The organism is Vibrio taketomensis (genome assembly GCF_009938165.1).
Taxonomy (GTDB): Bacteria; Pseudomonadota; Gammaproteobacteria; order Enterobacterales; family Vibrionaceae; genus Vibrio; species Vibrio taketomensis.
Genome location: NZ_AP019650.1, coordinates 876,247 through 893,532, shown reverse-complemented (window position 1 = coordinate 893,532; position 17,286 = coordinate 876,247). Strand labels below are relative to the sequence as shown.

Here is a 17,286-nt window from a genome sequence, read left to right as displayed (position 1 = left end):
GATAACTATTCACTTGTATTTTTCCAGCGAATGCTCGTTGCGGCGAGTTTCTCAACGTCGTCCTTAAAGTCTAGTCATCACCCTTCGCTTTGATTACTGACGCGGTTAAACGCTTGTGGCCAGTACATTTTGACATAGCCAAATGAAACCCAAATAACCAAGATGGTCGCGATTGAGAGCTCAAACAAACCGAAATCATGCAGCCAATGCCAACGCGGATGATATTGCTCAAAGAACGACGTAAGTCGATGCATCGCAATAGCGCTGATCACCGAAGGAAAGGTGACGGCAGCAATCGATGGCTGAAACTTGAGTCGCATTAGGCGGAAGTAGCACAAATAGATCATCAACGTCATTGTGATGGCAATACCAGCTAACGCGCCAGTCAAAATAGGATCTGGCTGTTTAAAGTTCACCAAATAGGTGGCGAGCGTTAAGTTGATTGGCGCGGCCATGATCGCCAGTGTCGGGCGAGCGCGTCTTGGTAACATGCCTTCAAATACCAAGCGGTATAGCACTAGCGGCAACATAAAGAAGTAGATAGTGATACAGGTGTTGACTAGTGTTTCTGAGAATACGTTGTGACCAAATTGCGTGCCTGCCAACGAGCTACTAATCAAACCAACTGGGTATAAAAACCAGCTTGGCACGATATGTGACATCTTAAAATTAGTCAGTTGGAAATAGAAAAACAGCACCATCATAGTGATGTGCAGCCACACGGCCGCAAACCAAATTGGATAAGCGATGATCGGGGAGATCACCGCTAAATAATCACACAAGATAAGCAGCGCCATACTCATTGGCGCCATTAAACTACCGCTTAATGGATGACGTAAATCGGCGATAAAAACGCTGGGCTGGGTGAAATATTTTAGTAGTACGGGAATGAGCATCAGGGCGCCGATACCAGCCATATACGGGCGGATAACTTCACCAATTTCAGGGACGTATAGAGCCCATGCTTGGCCAAGACCAATAATACCGAGTGCCAATGCCGCTTGCGAAGGCGGGACGCCTTGAAATTGCGTCAGCTTTTTCCAGTTCAAGCCGAACTCCTAACTACCAATTAATAATGAGCCTTTCCCTAGGCCCGAACAGCGGCGCGAATAATATCAATGTTTATGTGGTTATTACAATTACCAATTAGTCTCTCGGCAGATCTTCTTGTTGTAGTTTTTCTTTTTTAATCGTGCGATGCAGTAGTTGGCTATATATTGGCTGGCCGCCCAGCATTTGCGCAAAAATAACCGCACCTAAACTGGTAATGATGAGCGGTAATATCAAGTAATAGTTATTGGTCATTTCAATCACCAACAAGATACCAGTGATCGGAGCGCGAACGGTTGCGGCGAATAATGCGCCCATCCCTGCAATCGCGAACATGCCGGGAGTGATGTCCATTTCTGGAAAAAGTGACTGAGCAATCAAACCAAAAGCGTAACCAAACAATGTACCGAGCGCGAGCATGGGTGCAAAAATACCGCCAGGCGCACCAGAGGCAAAACAGAGTAGGGTAGTAAAGATGCGTCCTAGAAACAGTAGTAGCAAGAAAGCCGCACCATAGTCCCCTTCGGTTATGTTTGGAATTAGCCAAATACCACCGCCGGTAAGTTCTGGCAAGTAAAGCAGCATTAAGCCAAAACAGCCACCAATCACCGACCCAACGATTAAGTAACGTTTACGATCGTTTTTGTGTAGGCGAATAAACAAATCTTGAGCAAGGGTGATAAGGCGGTTGAACACGACGCCAAACATGCCAAATAATGCACCAAGCAGCAAAAACAACCAAAGTGCGCTTAACTCAGGAGGCTGGTATTGCGGCATTGTGATCACCGCGCTTTGACCACTGATTGAGCGGAAAACAATGTTCGCTGCGACGGCAGAAATGATGACGGCTTTGATCGAGATTAGTGAGTAGCGAAATTGAGGTCGCATTTCCTCGACTACAAACATAATACCGGCTAGGGGAGCGTTAAACGCAGCAGCAAGACCACCCGCGGCACCAGAAGCGAGCAGAGTGTGTTTAGTATCACTATTCTTTACGCGAAATATATCGGTGATCATTCGGCCAATGGCACCGCCCATTTGCACAGTTGGGCCTTCTCGGCCAAGTACCATGCCTGAACCCAAAGCACCCATACCACCAAAAAATTTAACTGGGATCACGCGCCACCAACGAACAGGTCGAATACCGTCCATTGCGCCTTCAATTTCAGGAATACCTGAGCCTGCGGCTTCTGGGGCAAAGCGATGTACAAGGTAATAGCCGATAAACGCTAAACTGGCACTGATAACGATGGAAGCAAGCCAAAGAGGGACCACATTACCAATTTCAGATTTTAACCATTGAGTGCGTGTATCAGAGACGAATGCGACCGCATGTTCGAAATAAGTACCCACAAAACCGGCCAAGACACCAACCAGCAACGCCAGCAGCAGCACAGAAATAGGGGTCTTATCTTTAGAGAGAAATTGGTTAATCGCGTCTTTGGGTAGTTTGGATATCAAAGAACGCGTAATTTTTTCTCTCTTTGTCATTCGCTGCTCCACCAGTGAGAATATGGCTGTTTAGCCAGTAATTTAGGGAAGGCATAAAATTATACCCTCTATAGATATAACTATAGCGATAAGAATGAAATATTGAATTGCAATATTGGTTAAATTCTCTAGCAGTTATTAATGTGATGTAAATTTTTGTAGCGAGTTTAATTCACTGCTTGTGATAAAAAATAACTTGCACTTTGTCTGAATTGGGCCATATTTAGAGTGTAAGGCAAATCTAAATTAACTCGCACGGAGGACAGGGCCTTACCTACAATTTGGATGGATTCAACAAAAGTCATTTCGAAATCCTCGTTATATATCGGAATGCATCTATAGACATTCTGATTCGCAAACTCACGATTGAGTCACGAGGGAAGAAGGCGCGCTTAAAAGTGCGCCTTTTGTCTTATGTCGTATATAGCGCATGTCTGCCACCACGACTCAATTTATTGTCACATAGTTCAAAGCATGCTGCTCGCTGACAAAATTGACGATATACTCCTGACATAAATCGTTAGGAGAGCAGCAATGACCGCAAGAGTACCAACCAACATCATTACCGGATTTTTAGGTGTAGGTAAAACCACCACAATTCTAAACCTGCTGAAAGACAAACCAGAGAACGAAAATTGGGCTGTGCTTGTAAATGAGTTTGGTGAGATTGGTATTGATGGCGCGCTAATGACAGATCAAGGTGCGTGGATTAAGGAGATCCCCGGTGGTTGTATGTGTTGTACCGCAGGTGTACCAATGTCGGTTGGGATTACTGCATTATTGCGTCAAAAGCCCGATCGATTAATTATCGAACCTACTGGGCTCGGTCATCCAAAACAGGTGATTGCGACGCTCACTTCGGAGCAATATCAAGATTATGTAGATTTAAAAGCGACGATCGCTTTAGTTGATCCTCGTAATCTGAGCGATGATAAATACTTATCTAATCAAAATTTCAGCGATCAATTAGACAGCGCGGACGTGGTCATCGGCAACAAGATCGACTTATGCGAATCTTCAGATATCGACGTGTTTAATAGTTGGGTGACTGATCAGCAGCCAGCAAAAGTATTTAGCAAACTAGTCAAGAACGGTGAACTACCACTTGAAGTGTTAGATATTGAACGTGTACTAGGTAGTGCATCAAGCAATATCGAACATCACCACCACCATCATGCAAGCCAGGAGCCGCAATTTGAATTGCCACCGGGCGAGGCATTTATCCGCCGTGAAAATAAAGGCCAAGGTTATTTTAGCTGTGGATGGCTAGTCGGTGCAGAATACGAGTTCAATTTTGACCAGCTCTTTTCAATGCTATCAGCATTACGTGCAGAGCGAGTCAAAGCCGTTGTTAATACAGACCAAGGTTGTTACGCGTTTAACGTTGCAAACGGCGTGGTTTCAGTCAATCAAATGAGCTTAACCGGTTTTGAATCAAGACTTGAGGTTATTGATTCGCAATTAATGCCATGGGATGAGCTGGAAAGCATTTTACTGACACTTGCTGGAATTAGTCAGTAATCATAACCGCTATATAGCGAGCAACAAAAAGGGGACTATGGTCCCCTTTAATATATCGATTCGATTAGCGCTTGTTGCGTAGGTAACGCTTGCGGCGCTCTTCTTTACGTTTCGCTTTTTCTTCTGCTTTACGTGTCGCTTCAATTTCTACTTGTACTAATTCTTCAGTGATCATCTCAGGGCGCTCTAGCGTGATTTGACCAAGTGTGCCAGCACGTAGTTCATGCAGCAAAATCTCTGAAACTTTGTGTAGATCGACACGGCCGCCAGAGCGCAGTGCTCCACGGGTGCGGCCAATCTCTTCCATAATTTCGATATCAGACTCAGGAAGTTCTTCAATTTGGTAACGTTCTTTTAGCTTCTCTGGGTACGCTTGTGCTAGGTATTCAACGGTGTAGAAAGCAACTTCATCGTATTCCATCGCTGTGTCTTTAACGGCACCCGTTGCTGCTAAACGGAAACCACTGTGAGGGTTTTCTACTTTAGGCCATAGAATCCCAGGAGTATCAGATAGAACAATGCCATTTTGCAGGTTAATACGTTGCTGGCGGCGAGTTACCGCAGGTTGGTTACCCGTTACCGCAATAGTGCGGCCTGCAAGTGTATTGATGATGGTCGATTTACCAACGTTTGGAATCCCCATGATCATAGTGCGAATGTTCTTACCAATCTCTTCACGATGGGGTGCCAGTTTACGGCATAGCTCAAGAATCTTATGCACTTCTTGTGGTTGTGAAGTGGTGATTGCCATCGCTTTTACATTTTTCTCTTTCTCTAGATGATCAATCCATAGCTGAGTCATTTCAGGATCGGCTAGATCGCGTTTGTTTAGCACTTTCACTACCGGCTTATCGCCACGTAGCTCAGAGATCATTGGGTTTTCACTACTAAATGGAATACGCGCATCAAGCACTTCAATAATCACGTCAATTTGAGGAATTGCTTCAGCAATCTCCTTTTGCGCTTTGTGCATGTGGCCCGGAAACCATTGGATAGAGTTATTAACCATTTGAAAACCTTAGTTATAATTTGTCGTTCATTATTGTGGTATTTCAAATGGGGTCGATAATTCTAGAAAAATGTTAAGCGTTTCGCTTTAACTGTATCAGGCCCCGTCACCACAATACGTAATATTAAGTGAATAATAACATTTTGCATCTGGCGCGGAATCATAAAGATAGGTCACATTTTTGTGGCATACGTCCTTAGTAAATCAATGTCATTAAAGCATGTAACAATCTGGGGTGTTTGCAATAAGCAGGCGAACTTTGTGCGTTAGAGAGGCGGGTTCCCGTTTCTAGTTACTCTAACTTTGATTCTGAATTTAAATCGTTGAAGTATTCATGAAATATAAATGAGGACTTCGTTATATACATCCACATTGTTTAAAAGTAAGCAAATGCATAAAGTAAGAATTGAAAGCCGTGTATATTTCCAATACGTAACATAAGGCGTATTAGGGATGGTGTCGGTATGAATAGAAAATATATAACAGTTTCTTTAATGGTTTCCTTTGGTATGTTTTTGTCAGGATGTAAGACTGAAACTTCTGAAGATTGTTTTGGTGCCAATATTTTGATAACCAAAAGCTACATATGAATATAAAGTGGTAGAAGGTAAGAATGTAGGTAAGGTTGATCACAGTACATATCATGTGTTCCATGAAGGGAACGAAACGCGAATGGATAGGATTTCCGAAGGTGCTGACGACGACGGTTCTTCTACTTACTTTGAGTTTCACCTAACTCAAAGCTTTTGAAAAAGTAGCACTTAAAAGCTCATTTGTTGGAAGAAATTTTGGTAATGAAGTGATTTTAGATGCAACGCTGATAGCAGGAGAGCCGAAAACATATGTTAGCGTGAGTGAAATCATTTATGGCGGGCAAACAATACTTGACGAGACGAAGTCTAAAATTATTGAGTATTTGGGTACAGAGGATATAACGACACCTGCAGGTACTTTACGACTTGTAAACGAAGATTACAGAAACGTCGGTTCAAATGAGTGGCTCAGATGGCGGTAAATTGAATGTTGTAGAAATAGTTGAATGGCGTACTAAGGGCTCGGGTTCATTAGTTCAATCAACGGCAGCATTGCCTGAAAAGGTTACAAACAAACCAAAACTCTTACGGCTATCTCATCTATTTAGCTGTAATTTTGTGTTTAGGATGGCAATGATTTAACAGAAAATGTTGTTGCTTAATTTGTTGGCCCTTAGTTTGTTCCGATGTGAATTGAGTTTTGTGGTTTGTTAAGTCGTCGTGCTTGTTCTGCACTTTGAACTTTTTCGCTGAAGACGATTAGAATGCAGCTCAGGGCATACAAAAGTGTATTTAAAGAACGCTGGCCAGTCATTTGTGCTAACTCTTCGATAGAAAAGCCAGTCTCAAACAGATGACTGGCTCTTTCTCAAAATAAATAGGGCAGTGTGGGTCAGAGAATCCGAGTTCGTTTCTTAGTTAGTGAAACCCAGTCGTGACTGAACATTAATTATATTGAAATATTTATTAAGTGGAATGTTTCTGGGTCCTTAGAATATAGTTATGTTAACTTTGGAAATTATTGGATTGAGTTATTAACCATTTGAAAAATTAGTTATAATTTGTCGTTCTTTATCGTGGCATTTCAAATGGGGTCGATAATTCTAGAAAAATGTTAAGCGTTGAGCTTTAACTGTATCATGCCCCGTCACTACAATACGTAATATTAGAGAATAATAACATTTTGCATCTAGCGCGGGAATCATAAAGATAGGTCACATTTTGTGAGAGTAATCCATTAACCCTCTCTAAATATTTTGATTGAAACACTTGCCATCTTGTTGATGTGGCTTCTTGCGCTTGATGAGCCATACAGCACTTGAATGCCGGAATTAAGGAGAACTAGCCAAGAAATTGCTCGCGTTGATTCTCTTGCCACAAATCATAGTTTTTCATCACCTTTGAAAATAGCGGACTCTGTAGATAACGATTTAGCCAAGCGCGCAACTTAGGGTAGGGTGCATAACGAAAGTATTGCTTATCGATACGCGCATACTTACGTATAAATGGCAGTAGGGCGATATCGACGAGGCTCTCTGTGTTCGAGAATAGAAATGCATGCTGAGTTAAGCATTCTTCAAGTTTGAGAAGTTCGATTTGGCATGTGTTACGTCGTTTATGCGTATCATCTTCGTGGTATCTTTTGGCACATCCAAATGCATTGAGTGCAGGGATAAAGATGCGTTCAAATTCCTGTATGAATGAGATCATTGCGGGTAATGCATTGCCATCTTCGGCTTGCAATAAATTATCTGGATCGCTCTGAATGAGAGCCCAAATCATAATTTTAATGCTTTGGTCGATCACCGATGAGTTTTGCTGAATGATTAGTACAGGTACAGTGCCTTTTGGTGAAGCAGCCAACAGCTCAGAGGGTTTGTTACTAAGCTTGATTGAACGTATTGCGACGCGCTGCTTCGCTTTTAACAAAGCAAGCCTTGCTCGAATTGCATAAGGGCAGTTGTGAAGAGAATAGAGTATTGGCGATAAATCAGATCCCATATGATATACCTGTAATGCCGGTTCATAGAGTAACGATACCAGAAGGATAGTGAATGTTATTACTCAAACTCGTCAAACTCAGTCTTGCTTAACTTGTTCAAATAATCAATTGATAAACAGCTGCAGTTTCTGTGAGGGCTTTTGATGGGCGCAACGGTAATTGTTGCTCCACTACTGCCGCTATATCCAAATGTAAGTCCAGAAATCATTACGCTGGCAATAGGTTCAGGCGCAATTGGTTGTACCATTGTAACCGATTCGCTGTTTTGGTTGGTTAAGCAATACTGCGGCGCCACGATGTCTGAAATCTTTAAGTACTACACGACGGCGACTTTTATCGCGTCATTTGTTGCCCTGCCGGCACATTCCTTCTGTCGTACATGATTTAAACAAAGGTCGAGAATAATGACTACACATAACGTAACCGCACTTGTTGAAGAGTTTCCATTAGTAAAGCAGCTGATTGGTTTAGAAGAGGTGGTGTGGTTTAACCCAAATATCACGTCACTAGAAGAAGGTCTACCTTATGTTGGCTTAGGCGCTGATAACATCCAAGACGCCAGTAAGAGGCTACAACGCTTTGCTCCTTATTTGGTAAAAGCATTCCCAGAAACAGTACCATCGCAAGGGATTATTGAATCTCAAGTGGTTGATATTAAGAAGATGAAGGTGCAGCTGGAAGCGCAATACAACACTAAGATCGCGGGTCGTTTGATGCTAAAAAAAGACAGCCACCTGCCTATTTCTGGTTCAATCAAAGCACGTGGAGGTATTTATGAAGTACTGACACACGCAGAAAAATTGGCAATGGAAGCTGGATTGCTGAGCAAAGAAGAGGATTACAGCAAACTGTTTAGCGAAGAGTTTCGTGACTTCTTCAAACAATACAGCATTGCCGTTGGCTCAACCGGTAACCTTGGTATGTCGATTGGTATCATGAGCGCTAAGCTTGGTTTCTCAGTATCAGTGCATATGTCAGCCGATGCGCGTGAGTGGAAGAAGAATAAGCTACGTTCGCATGGCGTAAACGTGGTGGAATACGAGCAAGACTACGGCGTGGCAGTGGAGCAGGGTCGTAAAGAGGCGGAGAAAGATCCAAACTGCTTCTTTATTGATGACGAAAACTCGCAGACTCTTTTCTTAGGCTATTCAGTCGCGGGTGAGCGTTTGAAGCAGCAGTTTACAGAGCAAGGTATCCAAGTCGATGCTGAGCACCCACTGTTTGTTTACTTGCCATGTGGCGTTGGTGGTGGTCCTGGCGGCGTGGCATTTGGTTTGAAAATGGCATTTGGTGACCATGTACACTGTATCTTTGCAGAACCAACACATTCACCATGCATGCTACTCGGTGTTCATACTGGTCTGCATGATGAGATTGCAGTACAAGATTTGGGTATTGATAACATCACCGCGGCGGATGGTTTAGCGGTGGGTCGCGCGTCAGGCTTTGTTGGTCGAGCGATGGAGCGTTTGTTAGATGGTTATTACACCATGACCGATGAGCGTATGTACCACCACTTGGGTGAGCTTAGCGAAGTGGAAGGTATTCGTCTTGAACCATCGGCGCTGGCAGGTATGTTGGGGCGGTACATGTTTCGAACAACGTTGAGTATCAAACGCGTTTAGATTTGACTGAAGAGAAGCTTGCTAGCGCGACTCACCTAGTATGGGCAACGGGTGGTGGTATGGTGCCAGAAGCAGAAATGGCCGCTTACTTAGCGAAATCAGGTCGCTAAATCTATAAACTAAGGGATACCACGTGGTATCCCTTTATGTCTGAATAAAAGCTTAGACGATACAATCTAAAGGGCTGCGTGTGCCGGCTCGACGTTGGCCAACAACATGCGTGTAGATTTGTGTCGTTTTTAAATCAGAGTGGCCGAGTAATTCTTGAACAGTGCGTATATCCGTACCGTTTTCTAACAATCTGGTCGCGAATGAATGCCTAAAAGTATGGGCTGTTACTCTTTTTGCAATGCCAGAAGCATGAACAGCCTTGCGGAGCTGTTTGGCGAAAGCAGAAGCGTGTAAGTGATGTCGGCATACATAGCCATCATAAGGGTTAACGCTCCGAACATTAGACGGAAACAAGTATTGCCAACCGTAATGCTTAAGAGCAGTGCGATACTTTTTGTAAAGAGCTGGTGGCACGGAAGTCATTCCGCCACCGTCAGATAAGTCTTGTGAATGTACGCGCCTTACCGTTTCAATTTGTTTATTTATAGGCTCAATCAATGTCGTTGGTAATAAGGTGTAGCGGTCTTTGTTTCCTTTGCCCTTGAAAACTAATATTGACCTAGATTCAAAATCGATATCTTTAATTCTTAGTGATAACGCTTCTTGAATACGTAGGCCACAGCCATACAAAATCGTTGCGATGAGCCAGTATTTACCCTCCATTTGCTTTAACACTAATTTGATTTCTTGATCGGAGAGAACCGTTGGTATTCGCTTTGGTGTGTTGGTGTTTTTATATTGAAGATCTTGAATATCGCGCTTAATAATATGCCGATACATAAATATAATTGCGCACAAAGCCAAGTTTTGTGTTGCAGCACTGACGTGGCAATTCACAGCGAGGTGGTTTAGAAAACGCTCAATTTCGCGATTCCCCATCACCTCAGGATGCTTCAAATCATTGAACCGAATGAAATAGCGAATCCAATACATATACGTTTTTTCGGTTCGCATGCTGTACTGTCTCGTGCGAATCTCGGTACGAACTTGTTCCATAAAAGCTGACTTTGGCATTTTTACTCTCATTGATGATGCTGTTTTTATATACAGTTATAACTGAGACCTGCAAAAATTGCCAAATGTAAACGACATTAACGAGACTAGCGTTCTCTTTTTCCCCCGAACCTTTGTTCGTAAGATGATGATAAAACGTGAGTTAGAGCACTTGTTAGGATGCTTATGAAGTCTTGCCAAATTCGAATTCTCGTTTTACTTCTAGACAATGTGAGATGGGTGGCAGTGTTAAATGGTGCAACTTGTTGATTAGAATAGCATGTTCTTAGTAAAGTAATGAAAAATAGCGCTATGGCTGCGGGATCTTAGTGAGAGTTCAGCCTAATACACTGTTATATGGCCATGAAGCATAGGAGTTAAAATGATACCTGAGTACGGAAGCGAAAAATTCAAATGTCCTCACTGCCAAATAGTTGCAGTTCAAAATTGGTTTGAGTTGGTAGCGCAAGCGAAATCGCAATTAATATATTGCATCATATATATTTGGATTACCGCAAGCATGTCAAAGACTACCAGCAGAATGCAGTTCAAGTCTTTTGGATCATATTGAACATGATTTCAAAAGTAGCTTCTCATCCTTTGTTCCGAGTGGCTTTGCTATTGCTTCATGCTCTGCTTGTGATGGGTTTAGCCTATGGGTTGAACAACAAATGAAATATCCAAAACAACATCACTACCATCCCCAAATGAGGACTTGGCTCACGACATCAAGGATCTTTACTTAGAAGCTGCATCAATTATTGTTGATTCGCCTAAAGGCTCAACAGCTCTACTTAGGCTTGCACTTCAGAAGCTTCTTAAGCAAGTAGGGAAGAGTGGCAAAATATCAATAACGATATTAAAGAGCTGGTGTCAGAAGGTTTAAGCCCCAAAATTCAACAAGCTCTAGATTCATTGAGGGTCGTTGGAAACAATGCTGTTCATCCTGGTCAAATCAACATCGATGACAACGCAGAGGTCGCTTATAAACTTTTAGCATATTGAACTTCATAGCCGAAGAGTTGATAACCAAACCAAAGAGTTAGAAAGCTTGTACTCCGATTTAATACCCGAAGACACCCAAGAGCACATAAAGCAACGGGATGGTGTTTAGCCATATAACAAACGCATCAACACGGACGGTCAAAGGTTGGTTCCGCTCGTGCCTCGCGTATTTTAACCAACCTTATCCCGCCAATTATGCGGGCGTTAGTTTAATTGCATATGCATCTGAACATTGCGACAATATAGCTTTATAGTATTCTGTTTTGTAGTTATGAAGTTAGATAGTATCAAGGTGAAAAACTTCCGAACCTTAGAAGAGGAAGTAACTGTAAGTTTTGATGGCGGCGTTACGATTGTTGGCCCAAACAGTAGTGGTAAAACTAATATTCTCAAAGCAGTTCAGATGTTCTTTACTGGTTTTGACAATAAATATCATTATTGTTTAAGTAGGGACCTACCGAAAAGCTTGAGAGTAATCAGACATCGCTTATAGGGTCTTTAAATTAGAGCCCGAAGATACTTCAATTAAAATCTATACCATGAATTGAACTCATGTATAGCTGAGCCTCGAGAGCTCAACGATACAATTACCGTTTATTTAACATTTTCGAAATCAGGCAACCTTCCTATCGCCTTTTCATGGTAGTCGCCAAAAGAAAGTCACAAAACGATTACAATCGAATCCAAAGAGACCTTGTTCTTTAATTTTGCACTCTTTCGAATGCCACTACGTTCCGTCAGCAAAAGTACAGATAGTCTATATAACGAATTGCTACTTCCATTTGTTAAGAAGCACGTGTCGAGTAGGTTGCAGGAAAAATTTCTGAAATCGAAGAAAGCTTGGGTGAAGTGTCGACTTTATTGACGCACAGCTCAAAGTGCGAACCTTGAAGGCATTACATCAAGTTTTAAATTACCGAATAATTCCATTGAGCATTTACTTAGCTCTTTTGAATACCATCTTGCCGACCCTGTTGAAACAGAAATTCAGCGTAAAGGTATGGGTATTCAATCAGCGGCAATTCTATCTTCATTTGCATGGATTACCGGACAGGAAAAACACTAAATAAGACGTCTATATGGTTAATTGAAGAACCTGAATCATATTTGCACCCTGAGCTGGCTAATTCATGTACACATATTTTGAAGTCTTTAAATGAAGTAGCCCATTTAGTGACGACGACACATAGCCTTACATTCGTACCACAAGAGCCACGAAAAATAATCGGTACAGAGATTATAGATGGTTATACAAAGTGCAAAACGTTTGCTACCTATACAGATGCAACGTCAACCATCCGTAATTCCTTAGGTGTCAAATTAAGTGATTTCTTTAATCTAGGGTTACTTAACATTTTCGTTGAAGGTAAAACAGATCGAGAGCTGTTTAAATGGGTTTTAGATACGGTGAAACCTCAAGCAGGCAAGAGCTTTCAGTGGGAAAATGTTAGAGCTGCAGAGTTTTTAGATTTTGGTGGTACGGGAGCAATTGAGGGCTTTATGAAAGCTACCTACCAGCATGTCTACAGTGAAAGACCGATTGTAGTGGTTCTTGATGGTGATGAAGCTGGAGATAAAACTCGCAAAGCACTACAAAACTTCTTTAATAGTAAGAAAATACCATTTGAACCAAACAAACAATTTACCATGTTGCCTCAAGGGCTTGCCGTAGAGTGTTTATTCCCTCAAAATGGATTACTGATGCCCATAAAGAAAATCCAAAATGGTTTAAGAACTTCTGTACAGACATGAATGGTTCACTATTACCATTTGGTTATAGTAGTAATGAAAATAAGGCTAAATTACGGGAACACTTGAAGAAACGCGCTGAGGGTGAAAACAATTACCGTTGGGCCAGTACGTTTAATAAACTTTTGGTCTAATTGATGAAGCCCTTGAGCAACAAAAAGAAAATTAAACTAACAAAGCATTTAAGAGGGATTCGCAACGCGTGGCATTTTACTATGCGTTGCGTTTAGTGTTTAAGGTGGTATGCGGTAGCTTTGTGTTGCGTTGCTCACCCTTAACAGGGCTACATGGATTCCCCGGTTGTCAAACATCCGCTAAACTTCAAGTGATGGGTTTTGGACTGCCGCTCTACATTCGGTCTACTACCGATGATTCGCATGCATCGTGACCCTGATGACTTTGCGCGACTGCGGTGCCTTATTCGTTAGATGACATTCAATATGTCCGCCGCATTAACAGGCTCTCCGCTCGTGGTCTTAACCTATCTCCATCCATTGCGTCTGCTATGACCCGGTAGGTAAAACGCTTACGCTGCTTGAGTTAACGAAAGCTTAAGCAGCGCAATTCTCATACTCCGTCTGGTTGTGTATCAGTGACCAAATTATTCGTGCGTTTTCGCTGCCAACGCGACCACCGCACGATTCATCCTCTTCGCTCTAAAACGCGTCGGCACCACTGGTTAAACCGGTCTTGTTTATCACCTAAGTTAGCGATGACTGTTCGAGCACCATGGACAAGCAGTGTCCGCAGATATTTATCGCCATGTTTTGTGATGCGTCCTAATTTCGGTTTTCCGCCAGTTGAGTACTGTTTAGGAACCAAACCCTAACCAAGCAGAGAAATCTAGGCTTTTATCAAATTGAGCGCCATTGCCGATGGAGGCGAGGAGAGCTGTTGCGGTTTGAGGACCGATGCCGCGTACTTTCATTATTCTTTGGACGTTTGTGCTGACTTTAGCGAACGCGTCGAAAGTGATTTCTGTGTTATCGATATTCTGGTTGAGAGACTTAAGGTGCTCGAATGCATCAGCTAACGTTGCACGTGCTAAGTTAGGAAGCTCGTTCTCAGGGTTTTCAAGCATGTCAGGTACTAGCCTCATCAACGAAGCGCGACCAACGGGGATGATGAGGCCGAATTCAGAAAGTAGTGCACGAATACGATTCATCAATGCGGTCCGTTCGCACCCAATGCTCTCATTCGATGAACCGATAAGATAGCTTGTTGCTCGGGGATTTGATAGGAACAAAGCGAGTAGTGGGCCTTTGCACGGCTTCGCATATAGCGACTGCATCATTGAGGTCATTTTTCCTTTGGTTCGATATGGTGTGACATATTTCACCGCCATGATACGAGCATCGTGACCGAGTTTTCGTAGTGTTCTCGCCCAATAATGTGCACCACCACGCTTCGACACCTATTCGCATAGGTGGCATATTTGCTATTGTAGTCAGCAGTTTAGAGCGAGTGACTGATTTATGAAGTAAAACTTTGCCATGCTGGTCAACAGCATGAATGCTGAAGTGGTTTTTAGCTAAATCAATCCCGCAAAATAAGAATAGTCAGACATGGTGCCTCCAGTGCAAATGTGTACCACTTAATTGTGGCAGTTCCTCGGGGGAATCCATGTCATTCGTTAGGTTTTTAAGGAGAAATTATGCAGAACCAGTTACAACTATAGGTATTGGTGCAATCGCCGCCTACCTAGGTAAAGATGGGCTTTCTGCTATTAGGTCCTACGGCTGATTATCTTGGTGGTGAACTTAAAGTTTCACTGAGAAACGAATTGAAAATGTAGGCAGGATTTTCAAAAGTGCAGAAGATAAGTTAGGGTCTGAAATTTCTGAAAATGGTTCAGTTCCCCAAGGTCCTCAAAACAATAATTAATGAGGGCCTACTCATCCGAAAATTTGGCGATTGAATATTTTGGTGGCGTACTCGCTTCATCAAGAACTGATATCGGACGAGATGATCGTGGTGCTAGAATTGCTCGCCAGTTGGATAACCTGTCATCGTATCAACTGAGAACTCATTACATTGTCTACTCAGCTATGGCTAAGGCTTGTGATATTGCTGATGAAGCACTTGATACCAGTGCTGGTCGTCGAAAGTGCCAGATCTGGATGCCACTTCAAGAATATGCTGAAGCAATGGAGTTCACTCAACAAGAATGGGATAACCCTCAGCTTCTAAGCCATATTTTTCAAGGTTTGAGTGCAGATGGCCTTATTACAGATTCCTGGGGTTTTGGCCACCCAGCTCATGTGAAGCAATACTTCAACAATAGGCAGTTAAAGCTACAAGACGATATAATTGGTTTTAGTGTGAGCCTACTATTGCAGGAACTGAATTATTCCTTTGGGGTTTTGGGAAAGGAAAATGTCGTTTAAATGATATCTTCGATAAATCTTTTCATGAGTGTTTTGGCGGATGTTAAGCCCGTGAATAATGCGGTTCAGTGTGGATAATAAACCTAACAAACGCTTTAAGGCGGATTCGCAACGCGTGGCATTCTTGTCGTGCGTTCATTGTTGTGATTACGGTGGTGTGCGGCAACATCGCATTGCGTTGCTCACCACTTAAGCGGGCGTTATGCTGCAAATTAAAGTATTCAATAATAAGGATAAATAATGAAAGTTGGTTTGAAATTAAACGAACAATTTACTATTTCTAAACACAATATTGTTCAGGTAACTACATTTGAAAATGAGTTCCATTTGGCTCTTACGAATAATGACCATTTGGTTATTTCTAAAGACGATAAAGACAACTCTTATTACTATGCACGTGAGTTCAACGGCTGCGTGATAGAAGTTTCAGTTAACGAATATCATCGTATTCAGAGAGAGTTAACTGAGTATTTTGGGGTTGAGATCCAGGATGTTTCTAGCAATGAAACTCAGGAGCAAGATCAACCCGAACCTACAGCATAACAATCGGTTCAAGAGTGATTCGCAACGCGTGGCATTTTTACTATGCGTTGGTTTTCGTGTTTAAGGTGGTGTGCGGCGGCTTTGGTATTGCGTTGCTCACCACTTAAGCGGGCGTTATTCCGATACGGAAAATATGGAGTAAATTTTGATTAAAGCATTAAAATAATAGAAAACTTATACGTCAATATGGATACGGTAGTAGAGTTTCTCGTAGATGAAAAATCAATGAGGCTAACTACAAATGCTCACCCTGAGCTTGCGTTTTATCAGATTGCTCAGGAAGGCTCGGACGCATACGGCGAGATATTCGTACCAGTAAATGAATTGCATCGAATTAAAAGAGAGTTGGGTAGCTTTATGGGCGTAGAGCTTCATGCTGAGAAAGGCAATGAAGAATCAGCTTCAGAGTCCACTGAAGCCGAAGTAGTTGAATAGCGGCAGAGTAATCGTACAGTCGCGAGATTCGGCATAACAAAGCGTTTAAGATTGATTCGCAACGCTTGGCACTTTTGCTATGCGTTGCGTTGAGTGTTTAAGGTGGTATGCGGTAGCTACGGTATTGCGTGCCTCACACCTTTGTTGGGCGTTAGGCTACTCGGTTGCATATTACGAATATTTTGTGAAATTAAGATGTGAAAAAGATGATTACTCAACAAATACATGTTCAATGGGATGGTCCATTTTCGCTCGAAGAGATTAAGCAAATGCACCAACAAAGCGATTATGGGTTATATCAGGTTTACGGAACGCACGTTGTATATGGTTCCAATATCTTGCTTTATATCGGTAAGGCGTCTTACAAACAAAGCATTTGGCATTCGGGAATGTTTGAAAGTTTATGTTGGTCGATTTGCCGGGAATGAACAAATTTCAAATGATGAATGGAGTAGGCAAATCTCAATTGCTGAAAAGCTGCTAATTTATACACATTCACCAGCATTGAATTCCTCAAATATTAACAATGTTGGTGGTGATGTCCCTATTGATAGTCATGTTTACAATTGGGGAAATCGTAGAAATTTGTTACCTGAAGTTTCGGCATTGCGTTATCTGTATGATGACAATGAACACTTTCCAACATACCAAGTTTTCGGTGGGAAATTAGCCTAAAAACGCTTCAGTGCAAATGGCAAGGTTTAGGGTTGGGCGGTCACGTTGTTCACCACTTTATGCGGTTACACGGATTCCCCGGTTTTCAAACATCCGCTATTGGTATATATCTGTGATTGAGGCGGCGGTGAACCAATTGTTTCGTTTGCATTGGTTT

General features: G+C 42.3%; 17 protein-coding genes and 1 pseudogene. 10 read left to right on the top strand and 8 right to left on the bottom strand.

Annotated features, from left to right (window positions below):
* Window positions 1-77: 77 nt before the first annotated feature.
* Together Vt282_RS17815 and clcA are read right to left on the bottom strand one after the other, a co-directional pair.
* A complete protein-coding gene (locus tag Vt282_RS17815; RefSeq protein ID WP_162064263.1) occupies window positions 78-1,049 on the bottom strand; it encodes a TDT family transporter in 972 nt (323 codons plus the stop codon).
* A gap of 97 nt (window positions 1,050-1,146) precedes the next feature.
* Window positions 1,147-2,541 (bottom strand): H(+)/Cl(-) exchange transporter ClcA, encoded by a 1,395-nt coding sequence (gene clcA / locus Vt282_RS17810; protein WP_162048272.1) that lies wholly within the window; start codon window positions 2,539-2,541, stop codon window positions 1,147-1,149.
* Window positions 2,542-3,075: 534 nt separating this feature from the next.
* Here clcA and Vt282_RS17805 point away from each other — a divergent pair.
* Entirely contained in the window at window positions 3,076-4,062 is a 987-nt protein-coding gene (locus Vt282_RS17805; protein WP_162064262.1) for a CobW family GTP-binding protein, read from the top strand.
* Between the two features lie 64 nt (window positions 4,063-4,126).
* On the opposite strand, the gene ylqF is transcribed toward Vt282_RS17805, so the two are convergent.
* The gene (gene ylqF / locus Vt282_RS17800) at window positions 4,127-5,071 is read right to left on the bottom strand and encodes a ribosome biogenesis GTPase YlqF (RefSeq protein ID WP_162064261.1); all 945 of its coding nucleotides are present in this window, start codon (window positions 5,069-5,071) and stop codon (window positions 4,127-4,129) included.
* Between the two features lie 1,874 nt (window positions 5,072-6,945).
* The gene (locus tag Vt282_RS17795) at window positions 6,946-7,605 is read right to left on the bottom strand and encodes a glutathione S-transferase (protein WP_162064260.1); all 660 of its coding nucleotides are present in this window, start codon (window positions 7,603-7,605) and stop codon (window positions 6,946-6,948) included.
* A gap of 144 nt (window positions 7,606-7,749) precedes the next feature.
* Between Vt282_RS17795 and Vt282_RS17790 the strand changes: the two genes are divergently transcribed.
* Together Vt282_RS17790 and Vt282_RS17785 are read left to right on the top strand one after the other, a co-directional pair.
* Window positions 7,750-7,989: a GntT/GntP/DsdX family permease gene (locus Vt282_RS17790; protein ID WP_232055196.1), complete on the top strand. Its 240-nt coding sequence runs from the start codon at window positions 7,750-7,752 to the stop codon at window positions 7,987-7,989.
* A gap of 21 nt (window positions 7,990-8,010) precedes the next feature.
* A pseudogene (locus Vt282_RS17785) lies at window positions 8,011-9,341 on the top strand (D-serine ammonia-lyase).
* A 52-nt stretch (window positions 9,342-9,393) separates the two neighbouring features.
* On the opposite strand, the gene Vt282_RS17780 reads toward Vt282_RS17785, so the two are convergent.
* The gene (locus Vt282_RS17780) at window positions 9,394-10,356 is read right to left on the bottom strand and encodes an integron integrase (RefSeq protein WP_162064259.1); all 963 of its coding nucleotides are present in this window, start codon (window positions 10,354-10,356) and stop codon (window positions 9,394-9,396) included.
* An 825-nt stretch (window positions 10,357-11,181) separates the two neighbouring features.
* Between Vt282_RS17780 and Vt282_RS21855 the strand changes: the two genes are divergently transcribed.
* From Vt282_RS21855 to Vt282_RS17765, 3 genes are all read left to right on the top strand, one after another.
* On the top strand, window positions 11,182-11,340 hold the full coding sequence (locus Vt282_RS21855; RefSeq protein WP_415663473.1) for a DUF4145 domain-containing protein: 159 nt from the start codon (window positions 11,182-11,184) through the stop codon (window positions 11,338-11,340).
* Between the two features lie 271 nt (window positions 11,341-11,611).
* On the top strand, window positions 11,612-11,833 hold the full coding sequence (locus Vt282_RS21850; protein ID WP_162048266.1) for an AAA family ATPase: 222 nt from the start codon (window positions 11,612-11,614) through the stop codon (window positions 11,831-11,833).
* 545 nt (window positions 11,834-12,378) lie between these two features.
* Window positions 12,379-13,092: an ATP-dependent nuclease gene (locus Vt282_RS17765; protein ID WP_162064258.1), complete on the top strand. Its 714-nt coding sequence runs from the start codon at window positions 12,379-12,381 to the stop codon at window positions 13,090-13,092.
* A 639-nt stretch (window positions 13,093-13,731) separates the two neighbouring features.
* Here the strand turns inward: Vt282_RS17765 and Vt282_RS21845 are convergent.
* From Vt282_RS21845 to Vt282_RS21835, 3 genes are all read right to left on the bottom strand, one after another.
* Entirely contained in the window at window positions 13,732-13,911 is a 180-nt protein-coding gene (locus Vt282_RS21845) for a transposase (RefSeq protein ID WP_415663456.1), read from the bottom strand.
* Window positions 13,901-14,017: a transposase gene (locus Vt282_RS21840; RefSeq protein WP_415663472.1), complete on the bottom strand. Its 117-nt coding sequence runs from the start codon at window positions 14,015-14,017 to the stop codon at window positions 13,901-13,903. The genes Vt282_RS21845 and Vt282_RS21840 overlap by 11 nt, the downstream gene beginning before the upstream one ends.
* A gap of 265 nt (window positions 14,018-14,282) precedes the next feature.
* The gene (locus Vt282_RS21835) at window positions 14,283-14,603 is read right to left on the bottom strand and encodes a hypothetical protein (RefSeq protein ID WP_415663471.1); all 321 of its coding nucleotides are present in this window, start codon (window positions 14,601-14,603) and stop codon (window positions 14,283-14,285) included.
* 393 nt (window positions 14,604-14,996) lie between these two features.
* On the opposite strand from Vt282_RS21835, the gene Vt282_RS17750 reads away from it, so the two are divergent.
* From Vt282_RS17750 to Vt282_RS17730, 4 genes are all read left to right on the top strand, one after another.
* Complete coding sequence (locus Vt282_RS17750) at window positions 14,997-15,476, top strand: hypothetical protein (protein ID WP_162064257.1); 480 nt, start codon at window positions 14,997-14,999, stop codon at window positions 15,474-15,476.
* Window positions 15,477-15,716: 240 nt separating this feature from the next.
* Window positions 15,717-16,019, top strand: a complete 303-nt coding sequence (locus Vt282_RS17745) for a hypothetical protein (protein ID WP_162048261.1) — start codon at window positions 15,717-15,719, stop codon at window positions 16,017-16,019.
* Window positions 16,020-16,244: 225 nt separating this feature from the next.
* Complete coding sequence (locus Vt282_RS17735; protein ID WP_162064256.1) at window positions 16,245-16,454, top strand: hypothetical protein; 210 nt, start codon at window positions 16,245-16,247, stop codon at window positions 16,452-16,454.
* A gap of 318 nt (window positions 16,455-16,772) precedes the next feature.
* Window positions 16,773-17,129, top strand: a complete 357-nt coding sequence (locus tag Vt282_RS17730) for a hypothetical protein (protein ID WP_232055195.1) — start codon at window positions 16,773-16,775, stop codon at window positions 17,127-17,129.
* Window positions 17,130-17,286 lie beyond the last annotated feature (157 nt).

What these genes read in the sequence shown, in the direction of transcription:
- Vt282_RS21850 (WP_162048266.1), top strand. Translation starts at nt 11,612, where the DNA reads ATGAAGTTAGATAGTATCAAGGTGAAAAACTTCCGAACCTTAGAAGAG.
- Vt282_RS17780 (WP_162064259.1), bottom strand. Translation starts at nt 10,356, where the DNA reads ATGCCAAAGTCAGCTTTTATGGAACAAGTTCGTACCGAGATTCGCACG.
- clcA (WP_162048272.1), bottom strand. Translation starts at nt 2,541, where the DNA reads ATGACAAAGAGAGAAAAAATTACGCGTTCTTTGATATCCAAACTACCC.
- Vt282_RS21840 (WP_415663472.1), bottom strand. Translation starts at nt 14,017, where the DNA reads ATGAAAGTACGCGGCATCGGTCCTCAAACCGCAACAGCTCTCCTCGCC.
- Vt282_RS17735 (WP_162064256.1), top strand. Translation starts at nt 16,245, where the DNA reads ATGAGGCTAACTACAAATGCTCACCCTGAGCTTGCGTTTTATCAGATT.
- Vt282_RS17790 (WP_232055196.1), top strand. Translation starts at nt 7,750, where the DNA reads ATGGGCGCAACGGTAATTGTTGCTCCACTACTGCCGCTATATCCAAAT.
- Vt282_RS17795 (WP_162064260.1), bottom strand. Translation starts at nt 7,605, where the DNA reads ATGGGATCTGATTTATCGCCAATACTCTATTCTCTTCACAACTGCCCT.
- Vt282_RS17805 (WP_162064262.1), top strand. Translation starts at nt 3,076, where the DNA reads ATGACCGCAAGAGTACCAACCAACATCATTACCGGATTTTTAGGTGTA.
- ylqF (WP_162064261.1), bottom strand. Translation starts at nt 5,071, where the DNA reads ATGGTTAATAACTCTATCCAATGGTTTCCGGGCCACATGCACAAAGCG.
- Vt282_RS17765 (WP_162064258.1), top strand. Translation starts at nt 12,379, where the DNA reads ATGGATTACCGGACAGGAAAAACACTAAATAAGACGTCTATATGGTTA.
- Vt282_RS17745 (WP_162048261.1), top strand. Translation starts at nt 15,717, where the DNA reads ATGAAAGTTGGTTTGAAATTAAACGAACAATTTACTATTTCTAAACAC.